This window comes from Amycolatopsis albispora, from assembly GCF_003312875.1.
Taxonomy (GTDB): domain Bacteria; phylum Actinomycetota; class Actinomycetes; order Mycobacteriales; family Pseudonocardiaceae; genus Amycolatopsis; species Amycolatopsis albispora.
Genome location: NZ_CP015163.1, coordinates 6,063,000 through 6,075,188 on the forward strand (window position 1 = coordinate 6,063,000; position 12,189 = coordinate 6,075,188).

Annotated in this window: 11 protein-coding genes; 2 read left to right on the forward strand and 9 right to left on the reverse strand. The window is 72.1% G+C overall.

The genetic code is table 11. From position 1 onward, the window contains the following. Positions 1–74 precede the first annotated feature (74 nt). Positions 75–3,155, forward strand: a complete 3,081-nt coding sequence (locus A4R43_RS28655; protein ID WP_113697957.1) for an AfsR/SARP family transcriptional regulator — start codon at positions 75–77, stop codon at positions 3,153–3,155. On the opposite strand, the gene A4R43_RS28660 is transcribed toward A4R43_RS28655, so the two are convergent. Further along, the gene (locus tag A4R43_RS28660; RefSeq protein ID WP_113695135.1) at positions 3,118–3,624 is read right to left on the reverse strand and encodes a nuclear transport factor 2 family protein; all 507 of its coding nucleotides are present in this window, start codon (positions 3,622–3,624) and stop codon (positions 3,118–3,120) included. The two genes, A4R43_RS28655 and A4R43_RS28660, sit on opposite strands and share 38 nt — an antisense overlap. After that, a complete protein-coding gene (locus tag A4R43_RS28665) occupies positions 3,621–4,223 on the reverse strand; it encodes a TetR/AcrR family transcriptional regulator (RefSeq protein ID WP_113695136.1) in 603 nt (200 codons plus the stop codon). Before A4R43_RS28665 ends, A4R43_RS28660 begins: the two co-directional genes overlap by 4 nt. A gap of 78 nt (positions 4,224–4,301) precedes the next feature. Here A4R43_RS28665 and lhgO point away from each other — a divergent pair, with 78 nt between their 5' ends. Beyond that, positions 4,302–5,483, forward strand: coding sequence for an L-2-hydroxyglutarate oxidase (gene lhgO, locus A4R43_RS28670; RefSeq protein ID WP_113695137.1), 1,182 nt, complete (start codon positions 4,302–4,304; stop codon positions 5,481–5,483). A 24-nt stretch (positions 5,484–5,507) separates the two neighbouring features. Here the strand turns inward: lhgO and A4R43_RS28675 are convergent, their stop codons facing one another. From A4R43_RS28675 to A4R43_RS28705, 7 genes are all read right to left on the reverse strand, one after another. Next, positions 5,508–6,455, reverse strand: coding sequence for a DUF3558 family protein (locus A4R43_RS28675; protein ID WP_162788634.1), 948 nt, complete (start codon positions 6,453–6,455; stop codon positions 5,508–5,510). Next, positions 6,452–7,414: a DUF3558 family protein gene (locus A4R43_RS28680; RefSeq protein WP_113695139.1), complete on the reverse strand. Its 963-nt coding sequence runs from the start codon at positions 7,412–7,414 to the stop codon at positions 6,452–6,454. Before A4R43_RS28680 ends, A4R43_RS28675 begins: the two co-directional genes overlap by 4 nt. A gap of 48 nt (positions 7,415–7,462) precedes the next feature. Continuing rightward, entirely contained in the window at positions 7,463–8,728 is a 1,266-nt protein-coding gene (gene serS, locus A4R43_RS28685; protein WP_113695140.1) for a serine--tRNA ligase, read from the reverse strand. Continuing rightward, positions 8,721–9,650, reverse strand: a complete 930-nt coding sequence (locus A4R43_RS28690) for a haloalkane dehalogenase (RefSeq protein WP_113695141.1) — start codon at positions 9,648–9,650, stop codon at positions 8,721–8,723. The genes serS and A4R43_RS28690 overlap by 8 nt, the downstream gene beginning before the upstream one ends. Before the next feature lie 201 nt (positions 9,651–9,851). Beyond that, entirely contained in the window at positions 9,852–10,304 is a 453-nt protein-coding gene (locus A4R43_RS28695) for a DUF350 domain-containing protein (protein WP_113695142.1), read from the reverse strand. Between the two features lie 64 nt (positions 10,305–10,368). Further along, positions 10,369–11,532: a glutathionylspermidine synthase family protein gene (locus tag A4R43_RS28700; RefSeq protein WP_113695143.1), complete on the reverse strand. Its 1,164-nt coding sequence runs from the start codon at positions 11,530–11,532 to the stop codon at positions 10,369–10,371. Position 11,533: 1 nt separating this feature from the next. Next, the gene (locus tag A4R43_RS28705) at positions 11,534–12,142 is read right to left on the reverse strand and encodes a hypothetical protein (protein ID WP_113695144.1); all 609 of its coding nucleotides are present in this window, start codon (positions 12,140–12,142) and stop codon (positions 11,534–11,536) included. Between the last annotated feature and the right edge of the window lie 47 nt (positions 12,143–12,189).

Here is a 12,189-nt window from a genome sequence, read left to right on the forward strand (position 1 = left end):
GCTGGGGGGCGGGATATCGGCGGCGTTTCCCGTCCCCCCAGCACCCACCCGGCCGTCCGGGAGAGGATGTGCCGGTGCGGTACGGCATCCTCGGCCCGGCGGAGGTCCTCACCGCCACCGGCGAGCCGCTCCCGGTGGGCGGGCCGCGGGTGCGCGCGCTGCTCACCCTGCTCCTGCTGGACGCGGGCCGGGTGGTGCCTGCCGAACGGCTGCTCGACGGCCTCTACGGCGGCGAGCCGCCGGCCAACCCGGTGAACGCGCTGCAGTCGCAGGTGTCGCGGCTGCGTCAGGCCGGGATCGCGGTGGAGCTGCTGCCCGCCGGGTACCGGCTGGACGTGGCCCCGGAGCAGGTGGACGCGCACCGGTTCGAACGGCTCGCGGACAGCGGCCGCCGCGCGCTGGCCGCCGGTGACCACGCGGGTGCCGCCGCCCGGCTGACCGAGGCGCTGGCGCTCTGGCGTGGTCCCGCGCTGGCCGACGCACCCAACGCCGGGGCCGCCGCGGCCCGGCTCGAAGAACTGCGGCTGGCGGCGCTGGAGGACCGGATCGACGCCGACCTGGGCCGCGGTGAGCACCAGGCGCTGGTCGCCGAACTCGGGGAGCTGGTCGCCGCGCACCCGCTGCGCGAACGCCTGCGTGGTCAGCTGGTCCGCGCGCTGCACGCCGGTGGCAGGCGGGCCGAGGCGCTGTCCGCGTTCGAGGACGCGCGCCGGACCCTCGCCGACGAGCTGGGCGTCGACCCGTCACCGGAACTCGCCGCGATCCACCTGGACGTGCTGCGTGCCGAGGCACGGCCCGAAGCCCCGCGCTCGACCCTGCCGACCGCGCTGACCAGCTTTCTCGGCCGGTCCGGTGACCTGCGTCAGGTGAGCGCGCTGCTCGGCGACGGCAGGCTGGTCACGCTCACCGGCCCCGGCGGCGCGGGCAAGACCCGGCTGGCCGTGGAGGCGGCGCGGCACTGGCCCGGCGAGACCTGCCTGGTCGAGCTGGCCCCGATCGACACCGACGTCGCGCAGGCCGTGCTCAGCGCGCTGGGCCTGCGGGAGAGCACCTTTCCCGCGGACCGCCCGGCCACCCCGCCCGCCGACCGGCTGGTCGCGGCGCTGGCCACCCGGAACCTGCTGCTGGTGCTGGACAACTGCGAGCACCTGGTGGACGAGGCCGCCGCGCTCACCGCCCGCCTGCTGGCCGCCTGCCCGGCGTTGCGGGTGCTGGCGACCAGCCGCGAGCCGCTGGCGATCACCGGCGAGGCCACCTGGCCGGTGGCGCCGCTGCCGGTGGCGCCTCCGGGCGCACCACCCGCCGACGCGGTGACGTATCCGGCCGTCCGGTTGTTCGCCGAGCGGGCGGCCGCCGTGCGCCCCGGCTTCACCGTCGACGAGCGGACCGTCGGCGACGTGCAGCGCATCTGCGCGGCACTGGACGGGCTGCCGCTGGCCGTCGAACTCGCCGCGGCCCGCGTCCGGTCGCTCCCCCTCGGCGAGATCGCCGTCCGGCTGGACGACCGATTCACCCTGCTCTCGCGTGGCGACCGGACCGCGGCACCACGCCACCGCACGCTCCGCGCGGTCGTCGAATGGAGCTGGGACCTGCTGGACCCCGAGGAGCAAACGCTTGCGCGGCGGCTGTCGGTGTTCGCGGGCGGGGCGACCGCGGCGGCGGTCGCGGCGGTCTGCGGGGCCGGTGAGATCGGCGAGCTGGCCGAGAAGTCCCTGGTCGAACTCGGCGCCGACGGCCGGTACCGGATGCTCGAAACCATCCGCGCGTTCGGCGCGGAGAAGCTGGCGGAGGCGGGCGAAACCGAACGGCTGCGGCGGGCCCACGCCGAGCACTTCCTCGCCTTCGCCCAAGCCGCCGAGCCCCAGATCCGCAGCGCGGAGCAGCTGGACTGGCTCGCCGCGCTGGACGCCGACTACGAGAACCTGCTGGCCGCGTTGCGCTGGGCCACCGAAGCCGAGCCGGAACTCGCGCTGCGCCTGGTGGCGCCGCTGTGCACGTACTGGTGGATGCGCGGCCGCCGCTTCGAAGGCTCGATGCTCTGCCGGGACGTCGCGTTGCGTGTCGGCCCCGAACCGCCGCCGGGACTGCACGACGAGTTCGTGCTGTGCGTGGCCAACGCGGTGGCGGGCACGCCGGCGCACGAACCGCTCGACGAGCACCTGGCCGTCGTCCGCCGGTTCGCGCGCGACTGGACCCGGCCGCCGCGGTACCCGATGGTCGCGATGGTGGTCGGCCTGGTCGCCGGGCCGCCCGATCCCGGCACGCCCGCCGACCGCCGCGGGCCCGAGGGTTTCGCGCGGGATCCGTGGAGCCAGGGCCTCGCGTTGATGGGCACCGGGCTCAAGCACATGCTGCAGGGCGACAACAACGGCGCCGAGCGGCTGCTGCGCGACGCCGTGGACGCCTACCGCGAACTGGGCGAGCGCTGGGGTCTTTCGCTCGCGCTGAGCCACTACGCGCTGCTGCTCGGCAGACGCGGGGAGCTGGCGGCCTCGGTGACGCTCTCGGACGAGGCGCTCGCGCTGACCGAGCTGATCGGCGCCACCGACGACACCACCGAACTGCTGTACCAGCGGGCCGACCGGCGGCGCGTGCACGGTGACCTCGCCGGGGCGGAGGCCGACTACGAGCGCGCGATCCACCTGGCCAGGCGGGCGGGCACGCCGGAGGCGCTGGCGTCGGCGTTCCACGGCCTCGCCGAGATCGCGCGCCTGCGCGGGCGATACGCGCTGGCCCGCGAACTGCTCGGCCGGTCGCGCGCGGAATGCTCGACCGGCGGGTTCACCCAGGAGATGATCCAGGCGCAGTTGCTGGTCACCGAGGGCCGGATCGACGAGGCGACCGGTGCCGTGGAGGCGGCCGAGCGGCGGTACCGCGAGGCGCTGGCCGCGCCGGTCAGCGCCCGCGACCACACCGCCGCCGCCGACGCGGTGGACGGGCTCGCCGGGATCGCGCTGCACCACGGTGAACCGAAACGGGCCGCGTTCCTGCTCGGCGCGGCGGTCGCGCTGCGCGGGGTGCGCGCCGGGGACGCCGACGTCACCCGGATCACCACCGCGGTCCGCGAAAACCTGGGCGACGACGCCTTCGACCGGGCCTACGCGCGCGGGCAGGCGCTCAGTCCGCCGCTGGCGCTCGACGCCGCCGGGGCATGACCAGCGGCAGCGCGAAGCGGTCCCCACCGCGGACCATGCCGATCAGCGGCTTGACCAGCAGGCCCAGCGCCTTCGCCGCGCCGGGGCGGTCGTTGCGCCGGGCCAGTTCGGGGCCGAACGCGCCCATCAGCTCGACCAGCGCGGGCAGCGGCCGGACGAACAACGTCAGCTCCTGGATCAGCCCGTCCTCGTTCAGCCGCGCCACCGCGGCCTCCTCGATCGGCACGCCGTTGATCCGCCCGGTGTAGACCAGCGCGCGGGTGTGCTCGTCGCCGGTGTCGGTGTGGAACCGCATGCCCTCGATCCGGGCGAAGGCGACCGCGACGATCTTCGCGATCTCCGCCTTGCCGGTGAACCGCGCGCGGTCGGTCAGCGGTGAGATCAGCACCGCGTCCTCGGCGAACGCGCTGAGCACCAGGTCCAGGTCTGCCTTCTCGCCGCCTTCGCGGTACCGCTCGGTTGCCGTCATGGAGCCTCCTCGGTAAGCCGCCGCAGCCCGTGCCACAGCAGATCGGTGGTCAGCGCGACAACTCGTGCGCGCGGCAGGTCGCGGTGGTGCCACCACCAGCCGGCGATCGCGTTGACCGCGCTCTTGTAGGTCTCGGCGAACAGCTCGTTCGCGCGGGTGCGGTCGAGGTCGGTGGCCAGCGGCACGGCGGCGAACAGCTCGGCGAGCTTCTCCGTGGCGCGGGCCTGCGCGCGGCGGTGCACCTCGGCCACCTCCGGATCGGCGGGCGATTCGGCGAAGATCATTCGCCAGCCGCGTTCGTTGCGCTCGATCCAGCCGAAGATGGCGTCCACCGTGGTGGTGAACAGTTCCTCGGCGTCACGCGGCGCCGGCCGCTCGCCCCAGGCCGCCTGCAGGCTGTCCACTTCGGACTGGAGCAGCCCGGAGTACAGCTGGGCCTTGGCCGGGAAGTGGTCGTAGAGCACCGGGGTGCTGATCCCGGCGCGGGTGGCGACCTCGCGCATGCCCGCGCCGTCGTACCCGCGCTCGGCGAACACCTCGGCCGCCGCCGCGAGAATGCGTTCCCGGCGTTCGCCCCGGGTCAGCCGCTTACCTGACATCTGTTAGGTACTGTACCTGACAGACGTTAGGTTGAGGCGCCGCCCGGTCCGCGGACGGCTCACGTACGCTGCGGGACCGTGCGCAAGAACGTTGTTGTCATCGGCGGCGGGATCATCGGGCTGGCCACGGCGTGGGAACTGACCCGCCGCGGCGAGCACGTCACCGTGCTGGAGAAGGAAGACCACTGGGCGGCCCACCAGACCGGGCACAACTCGAACGTGGTGCACGCCGGGTTGTACTACAAGCCGGGCTCGTTCAAGGCGCGGATGTCGGTGGCGGGCAACCGCTCCATCATCGACTTCGCCAAGGAGCACGGCGTCGGCGTCGAGGTCTGCGGCAAGCTGGTGGTGGCCACCTCCGAAGCCGAACTGCCCGCGCTGGGCGTGCTGGCCCAGCGCGCCGAGGCCAACGGCGTGCCGGCGAAGCTGATCAGCGCCGACGAGGCCCGCGACTACGAGCCCGAGGTCGCCTGCGTCAGCGCGCTGCGGGTGGAGTCCACCGGCATCATCGACTTCCCCGGGGTCTGCCGCGCGCTGGTGCGCCTGCTCGAAGAAGCCGGGGCCGACCTGCGGCTGGGCACGCCCGCGCTGGGCATCCGCAGCCGGAACTCGAAGGTGGAGGTCGCCACCGGCACCGACGTGCTGCGGGCCGACGCGCTGGTCAACTGCGCCGGGCTGCACTCGGACCGGATCGCGCGGCTGGCCGGGCTGACGCCGAAGGCACGCATCGTGCCGTTCCGCGGTGAGTACTACGAACTGCGCGAGGACCGCCGCCACCTGGTGCGCGGGCTGATCTACCCGGTGCCGGACGCGTCACTGCCGTTCCTCGGCGTGCACCTGACCCGGATGCTCGACGGCAGCGTGCACGCCGGGCCGAACGCGGTGCTGGCGCTGCGCCGCGAGGGCTACCGCTGGGGTGACATCTCGCCCGCCGACCTGGCCGAGGTGGCGCGGTTCCCCGGCATCTGGCGGCTGGCGAAGAAGTACGCCTACCCGATCGGCCTGGACGAGGTGCGGCGGTCGTTCTCGAAGAAGCGGTTCGCGAACAGCCTGGCGAAGCTGGTGCCCGCGGTGCGGCCGGAGGACATCGTGCGCCACGGTTCGGGCGTGCGGGCGCAGGCGCTGCTGCCGGACGGCTCGATGGTCGACGACTTCCTGATCGAGACCGCGCCGAACCAGGTGCACGTGCTCAACGCCCCCTCCCCGGCGGCGACGAGCGCACTGGAGATCGCCAAGCACGTCGCGGACCAGGTCACGTGAGGTCGCAGCGGAGCCGAGACCAAGTTACGGCAGGTTCGCGGCTACCAAGGGCGCCGCGCGTTTGACCTCGTCGCAGTAGGGGCCGTTGTCGCTGTCGCTGCGGTTGACCAGGACGCTGGACCTGTCGTCGTAGGCGAGGATCGCCGTGCACGCGCGGTCCCCGCCGGGGTGCAGCGCCCAGGTCCGACCGCCCGTGTCGAAGGTCTCGCCGGACGCCTTGTAGTGGTAGTCGAGTTCGTCGGCCGACCGGTCCGGCGCGACCAGCACCGCCAGCAGGTCGAACTCGCTGTTCCCGGTGGACAGCCGCCATTCGCAGCCGCCGGGCAGGTTGCCCGCCCAGCCCGGCTCCAGCTTGCGCGGGTTCGGCCGCAGGCCCAGCTCGTCGGCCTGCTCCTGGGTCAGCAACGCGCAACCGTCCACCGAGGCCAGCGGGCTCGGCGCCGGTGGCGGCGGCGCGGGCTCACCGCCGGGCAGCTGCGACGCGACCAGCCGCACCACCTCGCGCACCGAATCGCAGGACTTCTCCGGGTTCCGCCGGTCCCCGGAGCCCACGTAGACGAAGGACCGCCCGGACAGTTCCGTCGCGTAGGTGCAGTAGCTGTCGCCGAGGATCTGGTCCTTGTACCGGGTCCAGGTGAACCCGCCCAGCTCGACCGTCTCGCCCTGCTCCGACGAGCCGAAGTACTCCGCCAGGCTCAGGTCGGTGCTCAGCCCGACGCTGACCGCGTCCTTCCGGTCGTCGCTCGCCTGCGGCCAGTCGCAGGTCGGCGGCAGCTTCAGCGTGGGGTTCGCCGGCTTGCTCACGCCCGGCTTCAGGTCGAGCCGCCGCACGTGCTCCGGGGTGAGCAGCGCACACGGATCGGCGGCCACCTCCTTCGGCACCGGCGTGGACCCGGCGACCGCCTGCCCGGGCACCTTCGCCGCGCACCCGGCGAGCAGCGCCACCGCGACCAGTGCCGCGAACCGCCTCACGAGCCGGGGAGCTTGGGCGCGACCAGCGGCGCGGCGGCCTTGGCCAGCTCGCACGTCTTGTCCGCGGCCACGAAGTTGCTCGACATGACCGCCACGTGCGAGCTCTCCGAAACGGCCGTGACCACCCGGCACATGCCGTCGATGTCGGCTGGCTTGTCGAAGATCTGCCACCGGCGGCCCCCCAGGTCCTCCTCGGCGTCCGGCTTCTCGCCCGGCGCCGAATCCGCGATCGATTCCTCGTACTCGAAGGTGACGGTGATGTCCTCCCGGCCACCGCTCTCGTCGGCCGGTGACCACTGGCAGCCGTCCGAGGTCTCCCCGGCCGGGAACGGCTTCACGCTCGACGCCCGCAGCCCGATCTGCTCGGCTTCCTCCGTGGTCAGCGTGGCGCACGGGTCCTGCCCGATCAGCGGCGACTGCTGCTTCGCCGGTGGCGGCGGCGCGGGCGCGCCGCCGGGCAGCTTCCCGGCGACGAACGGCGCGGCCAGCTTCGCCACCCGGCACGGGTCGCCGTCACCGGAGAAGTCGCTGCTGCCGACCCGGGCCCAGCTGCGGTCCGGGAACTCGACCACCAGGTCGCACAGCGATTCGATGACCACGCCCTGGTACACCTGCCAGGGCAGCCCGCCCGCTTCGAACGAGGTGTCCGCCACCGCGCCCGCCATGTACTCGCGCACGGTGATCTCGGGGGTGCTGATGCCGATGTCGACGGAGCCGCCGTCCTCGACGATCCACCGGCAGCCGTGCGGGATCTTGCGGTTGACCTCGGCCGGGTAGTACTGCGGCTCCTTCAGCTCCAGGAACGCCAGCTGCTCCGGCGTGAAGATCTCGCACGGCTGCAGCGCGGCGAGCCCGGTGAGCACCGGACCGTCCTGCGCGGGCCGCGGGACACCGCCGACCTCGGTGGTGCAGGCGGTCAGCAGCAATGCGGCGGCGAGCAGGACTATCCGGTGGAACATGCTTAACCCTCTTTTGGCGGGGGGTTCGGGGGGTCGTCCCCCCGGGCATCACCGTACTGGGGAGAGCACCTCTCGACCGGCGAAATAGGGCCGGAGTGCCTCGGGAATCCGGACCGAGCCGTCCGGCTGCTGGTGGTTCTCCAGTATCGCGACGATCCACCGGGTGGTGGCCAGCGTGCCGTTCAGCGTGGCCGCGGTCTGCGGCCTGCCGTTCTCGTCGCGGTACCGCACACCGAGCCGCCGCGCCTGGAACGTGGTGCAGTTCGAGGTCGAGGTCAGCTCGCGGTAGGCCTGCTGCGAAGGCACCCACGCCTCGCAGTCGTACTTCCGCGCGGCCGAGGTGCCCAGGTCGCCGGTGGCGGTGTCGATCACCCGGTAGGGCACCTCGATCTTGGCCAGCATCTGCTCCTCCCAGTCCAGCAGGCGGGCGTGCTCGGCCTCCGCGTCCTCGGGACGGCAGTAGGTGAACATCTCCACCTTGTCGAACTGGTGCACGCGGATGATGCCGCGGGTGTCCTTGCCGTACGACCCGGCCTCGCGGCGGAAGCAGGACGACCAGCCCGCGTACCGCGCTGGGCCGTTCGACAGGTCGAGGATCTCGTCCGCGTGGTACCCGGCGAGCGAGACCTCCGAGGTGCCGACCAGGTACAGGTCGTCGTCACGCAGCCGGTAGACCTCCGACGAGTGCGCGCCGAGGAACCCGGTGCCCGCCATGATCTCCGGGCGCACCAGCACCGGGGTGATCATCAGCGTGAAGCCGTTCTCCGCGGCCTGCGCCGAGGCCATGTTCAGCAGGGCCAGCTGCAGCTGCGCGCCGACGCCCTTGAGGAAGTAGAACCGCGAGCCCGACACCTTCGCGCCGCGCTCCATGTCGAGCGCGTCGAGCCCCTCGCACAGCTCGAGGTGGTCCTTGACCTCGAAGTCGAACTCGGCGGGCGTGCCGACGTGCTTGAGCACGGTGAAGTCCTCTTCACCGCCGACCGGCGCGTCGGGGTGCACCACGTTCGGCACCAGCCGGTGCAGCTCCTCGAACTCCTCCGAGGACTGCGCCTGCTCGGCCTCGGCCGCCTTCACCTGCGCGGCCAGTTCCTTGCCCCTGGCCAGCAGCGCGTCCCGTTCCTCACCCTTGGCCCGGCCGATCTGCTTGCCGAGCTGCTTCTGCTCGGCCCGCAAGGAGTCGGCACTCGCGATCGCGGACCGGCGGCGGGCGTCGAGGTCGAGCAGTTTGCCGACCACGCCCTCGTCCTCACCACGGGCGCGCTGCGACGCGCGCACGGCTTCCGGGTTTTCGCGGAGTGTCCTGGGGTCAATCACGAGAGGTGAGCGTAGTCGCAGGCCCGGCGACAAAGCCCGCCACCACCCGCCCCAGCTCGGCGCCCGCGTCCTCCTGGAGGAAGTGACCGGCGCCGCGGATGGTCGGGTGGTCGAGTCCGGCCGCGCCCTTGAGCTTGCGCACCTCGGGCTCCCAGCCGGCGGTGATCGGGTCGCCGTCGGAGAAGGCGGACAGGATCGGCAGGTCAGCGGTGGTCAGCGTGGCCAGCGCGAGCCGGTTCGCCGCGCTCGCCGGGTCGTCCGGGGTGATCGGCACCAGGCCCGGCATGGCCCGCGGGCCCGCCTTGTACATCTCGTTGGGGAAGGGCGCGTCGTAGGCGGCGCGCTCGGCGCCGGTCAGCTTCGTTTTGGTCCCGGCCTGGACGAACCTCGCGATGTCCATGATCTGCGCGGTCTCCATCGCCTGGCGGAAGGCGTGCCACTCGGCGGGCATGTCGGTGTCGCCGGTGGGCAGGCCGGTGTTCGCGGCCACCACCCCGGCCACCCGGCCCAGGTTCTCCGCGGCCAGGCGCAGCCCGATCAGCCCACCCCAGTCCTGGCCGACGATGGTCACGTGCCGCAGGTCGAGCGCGTCGAAGACGAGCGAGCGCACCCACTCGACGTGCCGGGCGTAGGAGTGGTCGGCGATGTCGGCGGGCTTGTCGGACCGGCCGAAGCCGACCAGGTCGGGCGCGATCGCCCGGAGCCCGGCGTCGGCCAGCACCGGCAGCACCTTGCGGTAGAGGAACGACCAGGTCGGCTCCCCGTGCAGCAGGAGCACCGGCGGTCCGTCCGGCGGTCCCGCCTCGACGTACGCCATTCTGACGATGCCGCAGGCGGGGTCTTCCAGGTCCGCGTAGAACACGGGGAAGTCGAAGTCGGGCAGGTCCGTGAACCGGTCGTCCGGTGTCCTCAGCAGGCGCACGCCTCCCACGCTAGTGGTTGCGATCGGGAGTTCGCTGGGGGTATTCGGTGGATCCAGGTTTTCGCTGGGCGTGCGGCCGGGAGACCCGCGTACCGGTGTTGTACTCGGGTCTTCCGGCCGTGCGTCCAGCGGGAAGCTGGGCCGCCGAGACCCCCGGCAGACTTCCGATCGTGACCACTGGGTGGAAGGCGGTACCGACTATCAGCTGATGCCGACGGCCACCACAAGACCGAGGGCGAGGTGCGCGGCGGCCACCACGATGCTGGCCGGGGCGAACTTCTCGCTCTCGATGGTGGAGCCGACGTCGATCCGGGTGGCCCATTCCAGCAGGCGCACCGCCAGCACCTGGACCACGATGCCAAGCAGGCCGTAGACCAGCGACGTGATCAGGCCCTCGGTCAGGTCGCTCGCCGAGTTGAAGATCGCCACCACCACGATGAACGCCATCGACAGCAGCCCGGAGGCGGTGACGATGACGGCGTTCGGCAGCCCGCGGCGGACCAGGTCGGACAGCTTGCCCGGGGTGGTCCAGTCGATGGCGTAGAACCCGATCAGCATGAGCAGCAGGCCGATCACGCCGTAGAGCAGGATGGCGCCGATGCCGCGGACCAGGTCCGAGCCGAAGGTCTCGGACAGGGCGAGAGTCGTCGTCACAGGTACTCCCAGGTGCTAGGGCGAGTGCTCAGCGCGGATTGTGCCTGATCATCCGATTCGCGGGTCACTCGGGGATGCGGTGGGGGATGAACGCGGCGCCGTCGTCGGTCACCAGGCCCGCCGTTTCGCGGATGCCGAGCCCGGCCGCCTGGTCGCCGACGATCCACGCGCCCAGCGCCGGGCGGAAGCCGTCGAACTCGGGCAGCGGGTCGAACGCCTGGTAGACGTAACCCTCCGCGCCGTAGACGCCGCCGGTCTGCGTTTCGTAGCCGGTGGCCACGATCTGCACGTTGGCGCCCTCACGGCCGAGCTTCGGCTTGCGCACGTACTCGGTGAGCAGGCCGGGGTCGTCGTTGAAGGCGGGCAGCAGGTTCGGGTGCCCCGGGTAGTTCTCCCACAGGATCGCCAGCAGCGCCTTGTTCGACAGCAGCATCTTCCACAGCGGCTCGACCCACAGCGTGCGCGGCAGCGTCTCCACCGCGTAGCGGCCGAACTCCTCCTCGACCACCCATTCCCACGGGTAGAGCTTCACCACGGTGTTCATCGGGGCCTCTTCGAGGTCGACGAACCGCTTGAGCACCGGGTCCCAGCCGATCTCCTCGATCGCCAGGCCGACCGTGTCCAGGCCCGCCTCGGCGGCGGTCTCCTGCAGGTAGGAGGTGGTGATGTGGTCCTCACCGGTCGGGTCCGCGGTGGACCAGCTGAAGTGCAGTTCCTTCGACGGCAGCAGGTCGCCGATCTCGCCCCAGCGCTCGACCAGCTTCTCGTGGATGGAGTTCCACTGGTCGTCGTCCGGGAACACCTCGGTTTTCCAGTGCCACTGGATCACCGCGGCCTCGAGCAGCGAGGTCGGGGTGTCGGCGTTGTACTCCAGCAGCTTGGCCGGGCTCTTGCCGTCGTAACGCAGGTCGAAGCGGCCGTAGACGTGCGGATCGCGGCGCTTCCACGACTCGGCGATGTGCGGCCAGACCCATTCGGGGATGCCGAAGTCGCGGTAGCGCTCGGTGAGGATGACGTTGTCGACCGCTTCCAGGCACATCGAGTGCAGCAGTTCCACGTCGGCTTCGACGGAGAGCACCTCGTCCATCGGCAGCACGTAGTGCACCGACTCGTCCCAGTAGGGCCGCGACTGCCCGCTGCCGTACCGCGCGGGCGTGCCGAACACCAGGCCCTGCTCCTCGACGGTGCGCTGCCAGTCCCGCCGGGGAGTGCTGGATTCCCTGTGCAAGTCAGGAGCCCCCGCTCTTGCCGGTGCCGCTGGAGCCCTTGTTGCTGATGCCGAAGCCGCCGCGCTGCACCGACTTGCCGGACTTGGTGGTCACGTTGGCGTTCGAGGGCGCGGTGTAGGAACCGCCGCTGATCTTCTGCCCCGGCACGCCGGTGCCGCCGTAGTTGTAGCGGTACTGGTTGTAACCGCCGCCGGGGATCGGGATGAACATGAAGCCACCGCTGTAGTGGCCGCCGTGGCTGGTGACGTAGCTCTCGTCGCAATAGTCGTCGTTGTCCACCACGGTGCCGTCGGCGGTGGTGCAGGTGGCGGTGACCTCCTCGGGCGTCGCCGCGATGTACCACGCCGCGACCAGGCCGACCAGTCCGACGGTGACCCCGCTGCCGATCAGCACCTTCCGCTTGGTGGAAGCCTTGCGCTCGGCCTCGGCCCGTGCCTGCTGTTCGGCGATCTCCCGGTCACGTTCGGCGGCGAGCGCCTGCTTGCGGGCGCGCTGCTCCGCCAGGGTGGGTTCGCGGGGGGTGGTGGTCTCCGCGTCCTGGAAGCGCATGGAACCGCGCTTGGGCTGCTGGTCGGGGGGCTGCGCTCCCCCAGGTGTGTTCTCCGTCATCGAGCGCTCCGTAACCGCTGGCCAACCGCACTACGCCCTGCCCACAC

What these genes read in the sequence shown, in the direction of transcription:
- A4R43_RS28660 (WP_113695135.1), bottom strand. Translation starts at nt 3,624, where the DNA reads ATGACGGCAACCGAGCGGTACCGCGAAGGCGGCGAGAAGGCAGACCTG.
- A4R43_RS28665 (WP_113695136.1), bottom strand. Translation starts at nt 4,223, where the DNA reads ATGTCAGGTAAGCGGCTGACCCGGGGCGAACGCCGGGAACGCATTCTC.
- A4R43_RS28680 (WP_113695139.1), bottom strand. Translation starts at nt 7,414, where the DNA reads ATGTTCCACCGGATAGTCCTGCTCGCCGCCGCATTGCTGCTGACCGCC.
- A4R43_RS28705 (WP_113695144.1), bottom strand. Translation starts at nt 12,142, where the DNA reads ATGACGGAGAACACACCTGGGGGAGCGCAGCCCCCCGACCAGCAGCCC.